15 protein-coding genes are annotated in these 15,387 nt (G+C 59.9%); 8 read left to right on the top strand and 7 right to left on the bottom strand.

From position 1 onward, the window contains the following. Positions 1–70: 70 nt before the first annotated feature. Complete coding sequence (locus KRR23_RS04740; RefSeq protein WP_216741568.1) at positions 71–1,084, bottom strand: GlxA family transcriptional regulator; 1,014 nt, start codon at positions 1,082–1,084, stop codon at positions 71–73. Positions 1,085–1,394: 310 nt separating this feature from the next. On the opposite strand from KRR23_RS04740, the gene KRR23_RS04735 reads away from it, so the two are divergent. Both KRR23_RS04735 and KRR23_RS04730 read left to right on the top strand, forming a co-directional pair. Continuing rightward, the gene (locus tag KRR23_RS04735) at positions 1,395–1,700 is read left to right on the top strand and encodes a panthothenate synthetase (RefSeq protein ID WP_145021384.1); all 306 of its coding nucleotides are present in this window, start codon (positions 1,395–1,397) and stop codon (positions 1,698–1,700) included. A gap of 100 nt (positions 1,701–1,800) precedes the next feature. Further along, positions 1,801–2,202, top strand: coding sequence for a hypothetical protein (locus KRR23_RS04730; RefSeq protein WP_216741567.1), 402 nt, complete (start codon positions 1,801–1,803; stop codon positions 2,200–2,202). Positions 2,203–2,266: 64 nt separating this feature from the next. On the opposite strand, the gene KRR23_RS04725 is transcribed toward KRR23_RS04730, so the two are convergent. The 3 genes from KRR23_RS04725 to gabT form a co-directional block, all read right to left on the bottom strand. Next, the gene (locus KRR23_RS04725; protein ID WP_008055821.1) at positions 2,267–2,755 is read right to left on the bottom strand and encodes an Lrp/AsnC family transcriptional regulator; all 489 of its coding nucleotides are present in this window, start codon (positions 2,753–2,755) and stop codon (positions 2,267–2,269) included. Between the two features lie 45 nt (positions 2,756–2,800). Next, complete coding sequence (locus KRR23_RS04720; protein ID WP_216741566.1) at positions 2,801–3,457, bottom strand: 2-haloalkanoic acid dehalogenase; 657 nt, start codon at positions 3,455–3,457, stop codon at positions 2,801–2,803. 95 nt (positions 3,458–3,552) lie between these two features. Next, positions 3,553–4,845: a 4-aminobutyrate--2-oxoglutarate transaminase gene (gene gabT, locus KRR23_RS04715; protein WP_216741565.1), complete on the bottom strand. Its 1,293-nt coding sequence runs from the start codon at positions 4,843–4,845 to the stop codon at positions 3,553–3,555. A 272-nt stretch (positions 4,846–5,117) separates the two neighbouring features. On the opposite strand from gabT, the gene KRR23_RS04710 reads away from it, so the two are divergent. Then, on the top strand, positions 5,118–6,044 hold the full coding sequence (locus KRR23_RS04710) for a glyoxylate/hydroxypyruvate reductase A (protein WP_216741564.1): 927 nt from the start codon (positions 5,118–5,120) through the stop codon (positions 6,042–6,044). A 94-nt stretch (positions 6,045–6,138) separates the two neighbouring features. On the opposite strand, the gene KRR23_RS04705 is transcribed toward KRR23_RS04710, so the two are convergent. Beyond that, positions 6,139–7,023 (bottom strand): LysR family transcriptional regulator, encoded by an 885-nt coding sequence (locus KRR23_RS04705; protein ID WP_123583692.1) that lies wholly within the window; start codon positions 7,021–7,023, stop codon positions 6,139–6,141. A gap of 95 nt (positions 7,024–7,118) precedes the next feature. Here KRR23_RS04705 and KRR23_RS04700 point away from each other — a divergent pair, with 95 nt between their 5' ends. The 5 genes from KRR23_RS04700 (at position 7,119) to KRR23_RS04680 (ending at position 12,602) form a co-directional block, all read left to right on the top strand. Then, positions 7,119–8,255, top strand: coding sequence for a DSD1 family PLP-dependent enzyme (locus KRR23_RS04700; protein ID WP_216741563.1), 1,137 nt, complete (start codon positions 7,119–7,121; stop codon positions 8,253–8,255). Further along, positions 8,245–8,664, top strand: coding sequence for a RidA family protein (locus tag KRR23_RS04695; RefSeq protein WP_216741562.1), 420 nt, complete (start codon positions 8,245–8,247; stop codon positions 8,662–8,664). The genes KRR23_RS04700 and KRR23_RS04695 overlap by 11 nt, the downstream gene beginning before the upstream one ends. A gap of 82 nt (positions 8,665–8,746) precedes the next feature. Further along, positions 8,747–9,931 carry an FAD-binding oxidoreductase gene (locus tag KRR23_RS04690; protein ID WP_216741561.1) on the top strand — a complete coding sequence of 395 codons (1,185 nt, stop codon included), beginning with the start codon at positions 8,747–8,749 and terminating at the stop codon, positions 9,929–9,931. Positions 9,932–9,990: 59 nt separating this feature from the next. Continuing rightward, positions 9,991–10,848, top strand: a complete 858-nt coding sequence (locus KRR23_RS04685; protein ID WP_216741560.1) for a GNAT family N-acetyltransferase — start codon at positions 9,991–9,993, stop codon at positions 10,846–10,848. Between the two features lie 266 nt (positions 10,849–11,114). Next, on the top strand, positions 11,115–12,602 hold the full coding sequence (locus KRR23_RS04680) for an aldehyde dehydrogenase family protein (RefSeq protein ID WP_216741559.1): 1,488 nt from the start codon (positions 11,115–11,117) through the stop codon (positions 12,600–12,602). A 59-nt stretch (positions 12,603–12,661) separates the two neighbouring features. Here the strand turns inward: KRR23_RS04680 and KRR23_RS04675 are convergent, their stop codons facing one another. Next, positions 12,662–13,741 (bottom strand): tartrate dehydrogenase, encoded by a 1,080-nt coding sequence (locus KRR23_RS04675; protein ID WP_216741558.1) that lies wholly within the window; start codon positions 13,739–13,741, stop codon positions 12,662–12,664. 26 nt (positions 13,742–13,767) lie between these two features. Further along, the gene (locus KRR23_RS04670; protein WP_216741557.1) at positions 13,768–15,225 is read right to left on the bottom strand and encodes an NAD-dependent succinate-semialdehyde dehydrogenase; all 1,458 of its coding nucleotides are present in this window, start codon (positions 15,223–15,225) and stop codon (positions 13,768–13,770) included. Positions 15,226–15,387: the final 162 nt, after the last annotated feature.

Raw genomic sequence — 15,387 nt, 5'->3', positions numbered from 1 at the left:
GAATCAGTATAGGAGACGTATCAAGACAGCCGTGACAATCGCTTGGCCCGGCCTCGCAGTGGCGTCGTTTTCATTTGACCAGTCGCGTTTCCTTGGAGGGTCTGTATCCAAAGTACGAGCTATAACATTTGCTGAAATGACTGGGTGAAACAAAACCGCAGGCCACCAGCACATCGACCTGGGATAGCTCGGTGTGTTGCAGCAGTCGCCGCGCCTCGGTAATACGCAGCTCCATGTAATACCGTTGCGGCGTCGTGCCCAGTTGCTCCTTGAACAAGCGTTCGAGCTGTCGACGGGAACGGCCGGCATAAACCGCCAGTTGCTCCAGCTCCAGCGGCTCTTCGAGGTTGGCATCCATCAGCTTGACCACCTCACGCAATGGCGCGCTCACACAGATATTTTCAGCCGGTTTGATGCGCCGATAACGGGACTCCTCGAAAGCCAGAATGTCCTCGATACCCTCGACCAGCGCTTTATCGTGCAGTTCCTTGATCCAGTCCAGCGCCATATGGAATGCCCCCGCGGGACTGGAAGCGGTGAGCCGGTCTCGATCAATGACAAAAGCTTCGCTGGTGACATGCGTCGCCTTGGAGATTTCCGCGAGTGCGGGGCGATGTTCGGGGTGAATAGCGCAACGATATCCATCCAGCAAGCCGGCGCTGCCGAGGAACCAGGCGCCATTCCACAACCCGGCCAGACTCACGCCACGGTCTGCCGCTGCTCGCAACAGGCTGATCAGCTCATCAGTCGCCTTCAGCTCTGTCCTGTAGCCGCCACAAATGACCAACAGGTCCAGGTCTTGAATGGCTGAAGAATCGAAACGCGCATCCGGACGAATGACCAGGCCGAGATCACTGATGACCTCCCCGTCATTCAATCCGAACGTTCGGGAAGCGAACAACCCGGGGCGTAGCAGATTCGCCGTAACAATCGTATCCAGCGCCTGGGTGAACGCGGGCAGCGAGAAATGCTCGAGCAGCAGAAATCCTGCCCGGGTCATTTGAGCAGTCTCACTGGGATTCTCATTCAGATAGCGAAGGTTTTTCCCCTTCATGCCTCCGCTAAATTGGCGTCGTTCGATCAATGTTCGACCTACTCGGTTGCGTTAACCCACCGGTCATTTGGTGCGTCGGTAAAGCGCAATGCTAACCGCATAAGTTTCAACACCACCAGCACCATTATGCAACTGATCAGGCAAGCTGAAAGCCGTGCAAAAACGGGTGACATGATCCACTTTCAGCGCCACGACCGCCCGTAACCCTGAACAGGCGTCAGCTCATGCTTCGCTATGCTTAACCACACACCGCTGGAGCGGTCGAATACGAGCTTCGTCGCGTGAGCGCGAGGAGCAAAGGCAGGGAGATGAGGCAGCTATCTGACAAGAGAATCGAATAATGAAAATGCTAATGATGGTCGAGTGCCCGAATGAACCCTTCAACGCGCTCGTCAGGGCCGGGAAGGTCGGCGAAGTCATCGGGCGAATCCTGGAAAGCATCAAACCGGAGGCTGCCTACTTTACCGAGCAGGATGGAATGCGCGGCGGGATTTTCCTGATCGACGTACAAGACTCCTCCCAGATCCCCAGCTTTGCAGAACCGTTCTTTCTCAACTTCGATGCCACCTGCAAGTTCCGTCTGGTCATGAGCCCACAGGACCTGCAAAGGGCTGGTCTGGAAGCGCTCGGAAATACATGGGGCTGAAGGCGATCAGTGCGGGGCGGTTATATCCGCCCCACACCCTCGTCGGGTCACGACAAACCCGCTGGGCAATAGCGGTTGCCGATAGCTATGATTGGAGACCATGACAGCCTCTCTCCAGATTCGACAACCCTGCCCGCCCGGTGCCTGCGATTGCAGGCGCGAACAGTTGCTGGACATACCCAGTGCGGATTTGCGCATCCTGCACCTGACCCGCCAGGAGGAAAAACGCCTGCTCGACCGACTGGAGAATCTGCAGAGCCTGGCCGACCTCGAGCATTTGCAACGGCGGATGTACGAGCAGCTAGGCATTCGTGTGCAAATCATCCCAAGCGTGCACGAAGTGCGAAGCATGCGCGGTATCGGTATTCAGCTTCTCGACCTGCCGGGGCTGTGCCGCAAAACCCGCCAGTCGATTCCAGCCGCCATTCGTCGCGGTCTGGAAAAACACCCCGAGATTGCCTACGAGCTGCTTAACGCTCACGACCTGTTGCGCGATGCCTGAGGTGCCGCCCGGCGTGCGCCTCTTGCAAAGACACGGCGGGCGACAAGCGATTATCGAGAACGTGTCAATGGCGCAGCAATTTGCGCAGCGGCACGCCGTCCTTGAGCACGGGAGACTTGATGACGATGTAACTGAAGTACTTGGAGATGCCGATGTTCTTGTCCAGCAGGCTTTCGATCACTTCCTGATAGTGCTGGATGCTGCGGGTCATGAAGCGCACCAGATAATCGTAGCCACCGCTGATCAGATGGCATTCGAGCACCTCATCCACCAGACGGATATTGGACTCGAACTTGGCGAAGTCTTCGCGCTTGTGATCGCTCAAGGTGATCTCGGTGAACACCGTGACCGAGTCAGTGATCTTGGCCAGGTTCAAATGTGCCTTGTAACTCGAGATGTACCCCGCCGACTCCAGTCGCTTGACCCGTTGCAGGCACGGACTGGCTGACAACCCCACGGCATCGGCCAGGCTGACATTGGTCATGCGCCCGTCTTTTTGCAACTCAACCAAGATGCTGATGTCGATCCGGTCCAGTTTCACTAAACCTTCCATTGCGTACCTCTTGATTGCCGTTTGTAGGACAATCTTCTAGCAAAATCAGCGCCGTAAAGACAGCTGATGCTGAGCCACCAGGTCAGCCATGCTGTTAATGCAGTAATCCGCCGCACACGACGTTGCAGGTTTTGCCCGCCCGCGACAAATCAGGCACACATCGCTGGCCGCCTGCCGACCGGCAGAAGGTCGGGTCACTTGCAGGATATCCCGGGCCTCAAGCCCATTGGCCTGTAACCAGTCCCGATCCAGCAAAGGATCGCTGGCCAGTGAAATGAAGTCGTCGGGCATGACCCCCAAACGCTCACAGAGCAGCCCTCGATCTTCGGCATCCCGATCGCCCTGCACCAGCAAGCGATAGAACTTGCGCAGGTACAACATCGCGCCGGGCGCGTCCTCGAACAGCGACCAACCGGCCACCGAACGGGCAAAACTCATGCCCTCCTCCCAACTGGCTCTCAGCCCCCAACGCTCGGCCAACTGACGATGGGCGAAACACAGCAAGCCACTAAAGCCCAGCTCACCGAAACGCGGGTAGAGCGCACGCACCACCTCGCCGTACTCGGCCAGTACCTGTTCCTTGTCCGGGCGACCGCCAAGACTGTCGAGCAGCGGTTGCAGCGCCGTCCAGACTCCCGAATCGCGATCGACCAGGACTTCATCGCAATCGATGAGCAACGCTCGATAATCAGTCAGCCCCATGGTACGCCAAGCCTCCAATAATGCACTCCGTCACTCCATGCGCCATAAATGCTCACGGGCGATACCTTGCAGTACCGCCCGGAGCAGGCATGAGTTCAGTTCAAGACGCGTGCCAATGCTGCTTCAAGAATCTGCAGCGCTTCGTCGATCTGATCTTCTGTTGTCACCAGCGGCGCAAGGAAACGCAGCACGTTGCGGTACACGCCGCATTTGATCACCAGCAAGCCGCCTGATCGGGCTTCGTCAATCAGCCGCTGATTCAGGTCCGCATCCGGGGTACGCGCGTCGTCATCCTTGATCAGCTCGATCGCCAGCATGAACCCGCTGCCGCGCACGTCGCCGATTTGCCGGTGACGGGCTTGCAAGCGCAACAAGCCCTGACGCAAACGCTCGCCCAGAGCGTCGCCACGCGCCAGCAGCTTCTCTTGCTCGTAGGCGTCGATCACCGCCAGCGCTGCGGCGCATGACAGCGCGTTACCGCCGTAAGTGCCGCCCAGGCCACCAGGCAATGGCGCGTCCATGATCACGGCCTTGCCGACCACACCGGACAACGGTAGACCACCGGCAAGACTCTTGGCGACGGTCACCAGGTCCGGCTGGATACCGGCGTGCTGGAAACCGAACCATTTGCCGGTACGGCCAAAACCGGTCTGGATTTCATCGAGAATCAGCACGATGCCGTGCTTTTCAGTGAGGGCGCGCAACGCCTGGAGGAACTCCACCGGTGCCGAGAGGAAACCGCCGTCGCCCTGGACCGGTTCAATGATGATCGCCGCGACCCGCTCAGGGGCGACCTGGGTGGCCAGCAACTCGTCCAGTGCCTTGAGGGCCATCTCACTGCTGACGCCGCGATAGGCATTCGGATACGGCGTGTGAAACACCTCCGGCGCGAACGGCCCGAAGTTCTGCTTGTACGGCTGGCTCATGCCGGTCAGCGTGGTGCCGAGCAAGGTGCGACCGTGAAACCCGCCACGAAACGCGATCACCGCTGAGCGGTTGGTGTGAGCGCGGGCGATCTTCACCGCGTTTTCCACGGCCTCGGCGCCAGAGGTAAAGAACGCCGCTTTATAGGCTTCTTTGCCGCCGATCATTTCACACAGGCGCTGGGCCAGATCAAGGTAAGGCTTATAGGCCACCACCTGAAAACAGGCGTGGGAGACCTTTTGCAACTGGGCCTGCACCGCGGCAACCACCTTGGGGTGGTTGTGGCCGATGTTGAGCACACCAATGCCGCCGACAAAATCCAGGTAGCGCTTGCCGTCCACGTCCCACAATTCGGCACCTTGGGCGCGATCGATCACCAACGGGTGAGCGGTAACCAGGCCACGTGGCACGAATTGATCGCGCTGACGGAGCAAATGAGGGGTTTCGTCGACTTTGCTGTTCATGGCATTTCCCATCGTGAGTCCGGCAACCGGGAGGTGGTTGCGATGGTGTTCAGGTTAAGGCTTGTACGAAACGAACTACGCCGAACTTGCACCCTGAGAAATTCGGATCAACTGTTTTCACCCCACCAAACGGCAGATTCCTTCAGCCCGCCGAATCTGCCGGGGCATGCCTGATAGAAACAGGTGCAACGCGTTTAACCCGGCCCTTTCGACAGATCCTGCGCTGGCGTTGCGCGATGATGGACAGCCTCTTCACCCTTCAGGAAATGCCCATGGCCCTGCTTTATAAAGCTGACCCGATACGCGGCGAACAGTGGAAAGCGCTGTTCGCCGAGCATGCCCCGGATATCGAATGGCGCGCCTGGCCGGACATCGGCGACCCCAAGGACATTCAGTACCTCGCCGCCTGGCAGGCACCGGATGATCTCGAGGCGCTGCTGCCCAATCTGCGCGTTTTGTTTGCGTTGTCCGCCGGGGTCGATCAACTGGACTTGAGCCGCTTGCCGACGAACCTGCCGGTGGTGCGCCTGCTGGACCCCGGCATCACTCGCGGCATGTGCGAATACGCCAGTTTTGCGGTGCTCAGCCTGCACCGCGACATGCTGCGCTATCGCCAGCAACAAATGGCCCGGTGCTGGCAGGCACACTTGCTGCAACCGGCGGCCAAGCGGCGGGTTGGCGTCATGGGCCTCGGTACCCAGGCCCGGCAGATTCTGGCGACCTTGCAGCCCCTGGGGTTTGCGTTGTCCGGCTGGGCGCGCAGTGCCCATCAAGTTCCGGGCGTCGATTGCTATGCCGGTACCGAGCAGTTGTCTGCGTTCCTGAGCCAGTGCGACATTCTGTTGTGCGTACTGCCGCTGACCGAACAGACCCAAGGCATTCTCGACCGCACGCTGTTCCAGCAACTGCCCCGTGGGGCGGCGCTGATCAACATGGGTCGTGGCGGGCATCTGGTGGAAAGCGATTTGCTGGAGGCGCTGGACAGCGGGCAACTGAGCGGCACCGTACTCGATGTGCTACAGGAAGAACCGGCGCCGGTGGATCATCCGTTTTGGGACCATCCGCAGATTCTGCTGACCCCGCACATCGCAGCGATGACTCAACCGGAAAGCGCATTCGAGGTGTTGTTGGAGAATATTCGGCGGCATCAGCGTAGCGAGCCTATGGTCGGTGAGATCGATCGCACCCGGGGTTATTGAATACACAAAAAATCAAAATTCGGGAGCGAGCTGGCTCCCACAATAGTCCGGTGGTTGATTCAGAGTCTGTCGGCAATCACCCGTTCGACGCTGATCATGCTTTCAATGCATCTTCCAGAAAGGCCACCAACGCCTGTACGCGCGCACTGCGAAGTTTGCGTGAGGGGACCAACAGGTTGATCGGCGCGCTATCAAATTGCCAATCCGCCAATACGCGTGTCAGGCTGCCGTTGGCGATCGCTTCACTGACATCCCATTGCGAACGCAGCACCAGCCCCAAGCCTTGCTCGGCCCACCGCCGGGCCACGCCTCCATCGTTGCTCAACAGCGCCGGCTCGATGCGCAGCGTTTTGCGCCCCTGCCCCTTACGCATATGCCACAACGTGACGTCTTCATCATTCTCGCGAATGCAAATGCAACGATGCTCGGCCAGTTGCTCGGGCGACGACGGCACGCCGTGCTGCTCCAGATACGCCGGACTGGCGCACAGCCATCGATTGTTTTGCGTGAGGGGTTTGGCGATCCACAGGCTGTCGTTGAGGTGACCAATGTGAATCACCGCATCGCTGTCGTGACGATCAGGCCACGGCGTTTCGCGCAGATCCAGGTGCAGGCACAGCTGTGGATGCAATCTGGCAAAACGCGCCAGTAGCGGCGCAATGCGCTGGCGCCCATAGCCGAACGGCGCCGCCAGCCTGAGTGTGCCAACCAGCCGCTCATCATGCTGCCTGAAGGACTCTGGAAGCGCCTCCAACTGTTCCAGCAGCAGCGCGCTTTCACGGGAAAAACGCTCGCCATCGGCAGTGAGACTCAAGCGCCGGGCATCGCGATTGGCCAGGGTCAGACCCAGCAGCGTCTCCAGCTTGCGCAAACGCATGGACAACGCTGGTGGTGAGACATTCAGGACTCTGGCGGCAGCGCTTAAAGACTCGGAGCGCGCCAGCGTTACGGCCAGACGTAAGTCTTCAACGGAGATCATTCAATTTTACTTAATGATTGATGACTATCCATTGAACCACACCTTCATGACGGCTGAGTAGAGTGGACCTCGTACCCAGCCACCCGAGTTCTGTCATGTCAGTCCCTATTGCCTCCCTCGATACGCCCGCCGCGATAGTCGATGTCCCGCGAATGCAGCGCAATATCCAGCGCATGCAGCAGCGCATGGACACCCTGGGTGTGCGTTTGCGCCCGCACATCAAGACCAGCAAATGCCTCCCCGTGATCAAGGCACAGATAACCGCTGGCGCAAGCGGTGTCACGGTTTCCACCTTGAAAGAAGCTGAGCATTGTTTTGCTGAAGGGATCAGCGACATTTTCTATGCCGTTGCCATGGCGCCTGCCAAATTGGCCCAGGCACTGACACTCAGGCGCAATGGCTGTCAGCTGAGCGTGCTCACCGACAGTGTTGCCGGGGCGCAAGCCATCGTCTCCTTCGGACAGAAACACGACGAACGATTCGAGGTCTGGATCGAGATAGATTGCGATGGCCACCGCTCAGGTCTGACCGTTGAAGATCATGCACTCATAGAGGTCGCACGCGTCCTTTCTGAGGGGGGCATGCAACTGCGAGGCGTAATGACCCACGCCGGATCCAGCTACGAACTCGACAGCCTTGAAGCACTGCAAATCCTCGCCGAACAAGAACGCGCCCTCTGCGTCGAGGCCGCCGAAAAAATCCGCGAAGCCGGACTGGCGTGCCCGGAGGTCAGCATCGGCTCCACTCCCACGGCACTGTCGGCACGGAGTCTGGAAGGCGTCACTGAAGTACGCGCGGGTGTCTATGTGTTCTTCGACCTGGTCATGCACAACATCGGCGTCTGCCAGGCAGGCGAGTTGGCGCTGAGCGTGCTGACCACCGTCATCGGTCACCAGCAAGATAAAGGCTGGATCATCACCGATGCCGGCTGGATGGCCATGAGTCGTGATCGCGGCACGCAGCGCCAGCGACAGGACTTCGGCTACGGACAGGTGTGTACCGAGGCCGGTGACTGGATCGAGGGCGCGCTGCTCACGGGCGCCAACCAGGAGCATGGCATCATCACCCTTGGAGTGGCCGAGAGCGCCAACCTCGTAGCGCGCTTCCCTATCGGTAGCCGTCTGCGCATTCTCCCCAACCATGCGTGTGCCACGGGCGCGCAGTTCCCGGATTATCACGCCTGTGACGCCGAGGGCGTCGTGCACACCTGGAGTCGTCTACATGGCTGGTGATCAAGCAGGTTCGATCGACTTAATCCACACGCCCCACGCAGCAACTCCGGGCGGGCACTACTCCCAGGCGGTATTGCACGAGGGCGTTTTATATGTGTCCGGGCAACTGCCGGTACACGCGAATGGCGACCACAGTGCCGACCAACCGTTCGAGATTCAAGCATCCATCGTGCTCGATAACCTGGTGGCGATTCTCAGCGAAGCAGGCCGGAGCACGAGTGACCTCCTGAAGGTCACTGTCTATGTCGTCGGAATAGAACACTGGCCCGCCTTTGATCGGATTTATGCCCAATATCTGGGAGAACATCGGCCAGCCCGCGCCGTGGTGCCCGTTCCGGTATTGCATCATGGTTACTTGATCGAAATCGAAGCACTGGCCCGCGGCGAACAAACGGAAACCTACCGATGACGAGGCGCTTTGCACGACTGGCCGAGCAAGGTCGGCCGACCGTCAACAAACCCTCACCGACGATGATCATCGAGGAGCTCTCATGAAACCGCAAAAAAGCGATGTCCTGATTATCGGCGGCGGCATCATGGGCTCGACGTCGGCGTTTTTCCTGCGTCAACGTGGACTCTCAGTCACCCTGCTGGAGCGTGACCAGATCGGTCAGTACGCCAGCGGCGTGAACTTCGGCAACGTCCGGCGCCAGGGGCGATTCCTTGGGCAGCTTGAACTGGCGAATCGTTCCTGGGCGTTGTGGAAACGCTTGCCGGAGCTGATCGACGACGACCTCGAGTTCATCGCCAGCGGCCACATGCGGGTGTGTTATCGCGAAGACGAGATCGCCGAACTGGAGGCCTACGCTGCCGCCCCCGAAGCGGCACAACTAGACCTGAAAATCTATCGCGGCGCCGAACTGCACCAGCGTTTTCCGTTTCTTGGGCCGGATGTGAAGGGCGGCTCCTATGCACCCCACGACGGCCACGCCAACCCGCGTCTGGCAGCCCCGGCGTTTGCCCGGGCGGCCCGGCGCCTCGGCGCGCGGATCGAAGAGCGCACCGAAGTCGCCGAGGTGCAGAAGGTCAATGACCAATTCCACGTCACGACCACCGATGGCCAACTGTTCGTCGCCCAGCAACTGCTGATCACCGCTGGCGCCTGGGCCGCCAGGCTGTCCGAGCAATTCGGCGAACCCGTGCCGCTGGAACCCAATGGTCCGCAGATGTCGGTGACCGAGCCGGTGCCCTATGCCTTGCCAACGGTGATCGGCGTGTTTACCAAAATCAAGGAAGAGGTGATTTACTTCCGGCAGATCCCCCGCGGCAACATCATCATCGGCGGTGGCAACCGCTGCAAACCGGACATGGTCAACCGGCGCGCTTACTTCAAGCCGGAAAGCCTGCTCAACCAGATGCGGCAAATGCGTCGCCTGCTACCGGGGGCCGAGAAGCTGAACATCATCCGGGTCTGGAGTGGCATCGAGAGCTATACGCCGGATTCCCTGCCGATCATCGGCCCCAGCGGCACCGTCGATGGATTGTTTTATGCCTTCGGCTTCTGCGGTCATGGCTTCCAGCTTGGCCCGGGCGTTGGCGATGTGATGGCTGAACTGATCAGCACCGGTCGTACCAGCACCTTGATCAGTCCATTCGATATCCGTCGGTTTACTAACCCATCCGCGATTGCGATGCCGTTATCTACAAGCCTCCTCAGCACAGGCAAACTTATATGAGCCGCGCACCGCAACGCCCTGATCGCCCCACTCAAGATTGCCCTCTTCAAGGAGGCTCCATGCCTGCAACGCCGGATTCTGCCTATCTGTACCGCACGGTTACCGCGGCGGATATGCCCGCGGCACACGCTCTCTCCGTGCACCTGAAATGGCCTCACCGAGAAGAGGACTGGGCCATGGTACAGCGCACGTCCGAAGGCTTTGTCACGGAACATAACGGTCAACTGGTCGGCGTAGCATTTGCCTGCCATCAAGGTGCTTACTCCTCCATCGGCCTGGTGATCGTGAGTGATGAGCACCAGGGAAAGGGGATCGGACGTCGGCTGATGAACCTGTGCCTGGACGCCGCTGAACTCCGCACGCCGATCCTCAATGCCACCGAGTCGGGCGCACCGCTCTATGCAAGCCTGGGATTCATCGACTTCGCGCGTATCCAGCAGCATCAAGGCGTGCCACAGACACCTGCGCTGATCCCTTTGATCGAGGGCTCGCCATGTCGCGCATTAGGCCCGGCCGATTACCCGAGGCTGATTGAATTGGCCAATGCGGGTAGCGGCCTGGACCGCACAGCGGTACTCAACGATTTGCTTCCGATGGCCGAGCACGCAGTCGGCATTGAGGTGGATGGACAGCTGCAAGGCACTGCCCTGCTCCGTCGTTTTGGCCGTGGCCATATCATTGGTCCGGTTGTCGCACACAACCAGGAACAGGCCCAACAGTTGATTACCCACCTTCTGCGTTTGATACCGGATACCTTTGTTCGCTTCGACATTCTGGCCGATTGCGGGTTAGCAAGCTGGCTGGAGAGCCTGGGGTTGCAGTGCGTCGACAGAGCACCGCGAATGGTTCGTGGACTTTCCCCGCAGTCAAGCGGTGGAATCAAGCAGTTTGCGCTGGTGACTCAAGCTATCGGCTAGTGATCACAACCGCCAGCGAGGGGTTTATCGGACCCACTCCCCACGTAAACGGCTCAGTTGCATGGATGCAACGTTAGCCCGGCAGATACAGCAGATTGTCCCTTGCCGACTTGTATAACGGCATATTTTGCCGGGGCCATTTTGTTAGCGTATTGAGGTAACAGGGCATAGGGATGTATGGGGCGCCACGGCGATGCTCTGGTGACTCGCTCCCTCCCCGGCCCCTCTCTTCGCGGTGTCTATTACCGCTCCAAGGAGCTCGTTGGATGACAACACAATCTTCGAATAGCTACAGCGTTGATCCGCAAACGTCTCACCAGTTTTATATCAACGGCCGTTGGTCTTCCCCCGCCATCCCGGCCAGTTTGCCAGTGGTCAATCCGGCAAGTGAAGCCGTTGTTGCGCAGGTCGCGCGCGGGTCTGCCGAGGATGTTGATCGGGCAGTCGCTGCGGCGCGTGCAGCGTTTGCAAGTTGGTCTGCGTCCTCGGCAGAGTCGCGCGGGCTTATCCTTGGAAAGATCTACGATCTCATCCTTGAGCGCAAAGAGGTGCTCGCGCAGGCACTCTCTCTCGAAATGGGGGCAGCGATCAGTTTCGCTCGGGCAATGCAAGTGCCTCTCGCGGCCGAACACGTTCGGGTCGCACGCGATCTCCTCTCCAGCTATCGTTTCCAAACGGTTGAAGGCGGCACCGCGATTGAACGCGAAGCAATAGGTGTCTGCGCGCTCATCACGCCGTGGAACTGGCCGCTGTATCAAATCACCGCGAAAGTTGCCCCGGCTATTGCTGCCGGGTGCACCGTGGTTTTGAAACCCAGTGAACTGTCGCCTCTGAGCGCCCTTCTTTTTGCACAACTGGTCCATGACGCTGGCCTCCCGCCTGGCGTCTTCAACCTGGTGAACGGAAGTGGACCCGAGGTCGGTGCCGCCATGGCGGCGCATCCCGATATCGATATGATCTCAATTACCGGCTCAAACCGCGCAGGCACGCTGGTCGCACAGGCAGCCGCCCATACGGTGAAGCGCGTCACGCAAGAGCTGGGAGGCAAGTCCCCGAATCTTCTGCTTCCCGACGCCGACTTCGCCAAAGCCGTCCCGCTGGGAGTGATGTCTGCGTTTCGCAACGTCGGACAATCCTGCAGCGCCCCGACACGAATGATCGTTCCAAAGGACCGGCTGGCCGAAGTCGAATCCCTGGCTGCCGCAACCGCCAATGCGATTATCGTGGGTGACCCGCAATCGGAAGATACGGTACTCGGCCCCATTGCCAACGAGGCCCAGTTCAATCGCGTGCAAGCCATGATCAACGTTGGCCTTAGTGAGGGCGCCAAACTCATTTGCGGAGGACCAGGACGTGTGCCGGGCTTTGAAAGGGGCTTTTACACCCGACCCACTGTTTTCTCCGAGGTAGATTCCACAATGCGGATCGCCCAAGAGGAAATTTTTGGTCCCGTGTTGTGCATCATTGCGTATGAGACGATCGATGAGGCGGTCGCTATCGCAAACGACACGGTATATGGGCTGGGCGCCCATGTTCAGGCTCAGGACCTTGATCTTGCACGTGCCGTTGCCTCTCGTATTCGCGCGGGACAAGTGCACCTGAACTACCCCGCCTGGAATCCAATGGCTCCGTTTGGCGGTTATAAGCGCTCGGGTAATGGTCGGGAATACGGTGTCTACGGCTTTGAAGAGTACCTGGAAACCAAAGCAATCATCGGATTTGGCGCAGCGCCCGATCTCCCTTCGCGCACATAGAACACGCTTCATCGGACCAATAGGGCAACTGCTCGCAGCCGCCCTATTGTTAACTCAGTTCAAAGCGCAGCGACGATTGCCCTACCGACATCCTGAGTCGAGCCCTTCCCGCCCAGATCCGGCGTGATCGGCCCCTCGGCAATCACCCGCTCGATCGCCTGCAAAATCCCGTCATGCGCCGCGCGATAACGCTCATCGCCGTTACCGAGGAAATCGAGCATCAACGCCCCGGACCAGATCATCGCAATCGGGTTGGCGATATTTTGCCCGTAGATATCCGGCGCCGAGCCATGCACCGGTTCGAACAGCGACGGAAAACGCCGCTCCGGGTCGAGATTCGCCGACGGCGCAATGCCGATGGTTCCGGCGCAAGCCGGCCCGAGGTCGGAGAGGATGTCGCCGAACAGGTTCGACGCCACCACCACATCGAAACGATCCGGTTGCAGCACGAAGCGCGCACAGAGAATGTCGATGTGTTGCTTGTCCCAGCTGACTTCCGGGTACTGCTGGGCCATCAGCGCCGTGCGCTCGTCCCAGTACGGCATGCTGATCGAAATCCCGTTGGACTTGGTCGCTGCCGTCAGGCGTTTTCGCGGCCGGGTCCGGGCCAACTCGAAGGCAAACTTGAGAATCCGGTCGACGCCGCGCCGGGTGAACACCGACTCTTGCAGCACGAACTCATGCTCGGTGCCTTCGAACATCTTGCCGCCGACCGAGGAATACTCGCCCTCGGTGTTCTCGCGAATCACCACGAAATCGATGTCCCCCGGCTTGCGTCCGGCCAACGGACACGGCACGCCGGGGAACAACCGCACCGGGCGGATGTTCACGTACTGGTCGAAGTCGCGGCGAAACTTCAGCAGCGAACCCCACAGCGAAATGTGATCCGGCACCTTGTCCGGCCAGCCGACGGCGCCGAAGTAGATCGCATCAAAACCCTTGAGCTGTTCGAACCAGTCGTCGGGCATCATCTGCCCGTGCTCCAGGTAGTAATCGCAGTGCGCCCAATCGAGCACCTCGATGCTCAAGTCCAACTGCCATTTCTTCGCGGCCTGCTCCAGTACCCGCAGCCCTTCAGGCAGGACTTCCTTGCCGATGCCATCGCCGGCAATCGCGGCGATTCTGAATGTCTTGCTCATCAATCGTGGCTCCCCGTGTCTGTGAGTTACAGCCCGCCAATGTGGAAGGCTTTGACTTCAAGGTATTCATCCAGGCCGTACTTGCTGCCTTCACGGCCCAGGCCCGACTGCTTGATGCCGCCGAACGGCGCGACTTCCATGGAAATGATCCCGGTATTGAGGCCGACCATGCCGAACTCCAGTGCTTCGCCGAAACGCCACGAGCGGCGCAGGTCCTGAGTGAAATAGTAGGCGCCCAGGCCATAAGGCGTGGCATTGGCCAGCGCGAGTGCTTCGGCCTCCTCGGTAAAGCGCATCAACGGTGCCACCGGGCCGAAGGTTTCTTCGTTGGCCAGCAGCATGCCGGCGTGGGCATCGCCGAGCACCGTTGGCTGGACAAATTGACTGTCGCCCTCGGGAACACCGCCGCAGAGCAAACGCGCGCCCTGGCTCAGGGCATCGTCGATATGCCGAGCGACTTTGCTCACCGCCGCCGGATTGATCAGCGGGCCGATGGTGACGTCAGCGTCGAGGCCGTTGCCGACCTTGAGCTTGCCCACCTCCTCCACCAGCCGCTGGGCGAAGCGCTCGTAGATGCCGTCTTGCACCAGGATGCGGTTGGCGCAGACGCAGGTCTGCCCGGCGTTGCGAAACTTGCTGAGCATGATGCCCGCCACTGCCTGCTCAAGATCAGCATCGTCGAACACAATGAACGGCGCGTTACCGCCCAGCTCCAGGCTCAAGCGCTTGATGTGTTCGGCACTCTGGCGCATCAGCAAGCGGCCGACCGCCGTCGAGCCGGTGAAGGAAATCTTCCGTACAGTCGGGTTACCGGTTAGCTCTTCGCCGATGCCGGCGGGCATTCCGGTCAGCACATTGAACACCCCGGCCGGAATCCCGACCTGTTCGGCCAGCACCGCCAGGGCCAGCGCCGACAATGGCGTCAGGTCCGAGGGTTTGACGATGATCGGGCAGCCAGCTGCCAAAGCCGGCGCGCACTTGCGGGTGATCATCGCGTTGGGGAAATTCCACGGGGTGATGGCCGCACAGACACCCACCGGTTGCTTGAGGGTCAGCAGTCGGCGGTCGCCGCTGGGAGCCGGCATGGTTTCGCCATAGACACGGCGGGCTTCCTCGGCGAACCATTTGACGAAACCGGCGCCGTAGCGAATTTCGCCTTTGGCTTCGTTGAGCGGTTTGCCCTGCTCGCAAGTCATGATCAAAGCGAGGTCATCGAGGTTGTCGATCATCGCCTGATACCAACGCTCCAGCAGCGCTGCACGTTCGGCCGCTGGGCGTGCGCGCCAGGCTGGCCAGGCTTTTTCGGCCGCTTCAATGGCACGGCGGGTTTCCGTGCCTTGCATCGCCGGTACGCGGGCGAGCAACTGGCCGTTGGCCGGGTCGATGACGTCGAGCGTCGCGGCGTTGTCGGCGCCGATCCACTGCCCGTCAATGTAGGCGAGTTCTGCCAAAAGGCTTGGGTCTTTCAAACGATTCTTGAGCATGGTCGAGTCCTGATCCGAGACACTTGCCAGTCTAGGGAGGTGCCTCGCAAGAGGATGCTGAAAGCGCCTTGAGGGCAGCGTCGGATGCTGAAAATCGTAGTGGGACGGCAGGCTCTACCAAAGGAGTTCGAGGAGCAGACAACCAACCCGCAACCCTGTGTG

This window comes from Pseudomonas sp. CVAP#3 (assembly GCF_018986375.1).
GTDB lineage: Bacteria > Pseudomonadota > Gammaproteobacteria > Pseudomonadales > Pseudomonadaceae > Aquipseudomonas > Aquipseudomonas helvetica.
This window is presented reverse-complemented; position numbering and strand designations above follow the sequence as displayed.

Excerpts from the sequence above, each read along its gene's own strand:
- KRR23_RS04735 (WP_145021384.1), top strand. The coding sequence starts at position 1,395 with ATGAAAATGCTAATGATGGTCGAGTGCCCGAATGAACCCTTCAACGCG.
- KRR23_RS04730 (WP_216741567.1), top strand. The coding sequence starts at position 1,801 with ATGACAGCCTCTCTCCAGATTCGACAACCCTGCCCGCCCGGTGCCTGC.
- KRR23_RS04725 (WP_008055821.1), bottom strand. The coding sequence starts at position 2,755 with ATGGAAGGTTTAGTGAAACTGGACCGGATCGACATCAGCATCTTGGTT.
- KRR23_RS04720 (WP_216741566.1), bottom strand. The coding sequence starts at position 3,457 with ATGGGGCTGACTGATTATCGAGCGTTGCTCATCGATTGCGATGAAGTC.
- gabT (WP_216741565.1), bottom strand. The coding sequence starts at position 4,845 with ATGAACAGCAAAGTCGACGAAACCCCTCATTTGCTCCGTCAGCGCGAT.
- KRR23_RS04710 (WP_216741564.1), top strand. The coding sequence starts at position 5,118 with ATGGCCCTGCTTTATAAAGCTGACCCGATACGCGGCGAACAGTGGAAA.
- KRR23_RS04705 (WP_123583692.1), bottom strand. The coding sequence starts at position 7,023 with ATGATCTCCGTTGAAGACTTACGTCTGGCCGTAACGCTGGCGCGCTCC.
- KRR23_RS04700 (WP_216741563.1), top strand. The coding sequence starts at position 7,119 with ATGTCAGTCCCTATTGCCTCCCTCGATACGCCCGCCGCGATAGTCGAT.
- KRR23_RS04695 (WP_216741562.1), top strand. The coding sequence starts at position 8,245 with ATGGCTGGTGATCAAGCAGGTTCGATCGACTTAATCCACACGCCCCAC.
- KRR23_RS04690 (WP_216741561.1), top strand. The coding sequence starts at position 8,747 with ATGAAACCGCAAAAAAGCGATGTCCTGATTATCGGCGGCGGCATCATG.
- KRR23_RS04685 (WP_216741560.1), top strand. The coding sequence starts at position 9,991 with ATGCCTGCAACGCCGGATTCTGCCTATCTGTACCGCACGGTTACCGCG.
- KRR23_RS04680 (WP_216741559.1), top strand. The coding sequence starts at position 11,115 with ATGACAACACAATCTTCGAATAGCTACAGCGTTGATCCGCAAACGTCT.
- KRR23_RS04675 (WP_216741558.1), bottom strand. The coding sequence starts at position 13,741 with ATGAGCAAGACATTCAGAATCGCCGCGATTGCCGGCGATGGCATCGGC.
- KRR23_RS04670 (WP_216741557.1), bottom strand. The coding sequence starts at position 15,225 with ATGCTCAAGAATCGTTTGAAAGACCCAAGCCTTTTGGCAGAACTCGCC.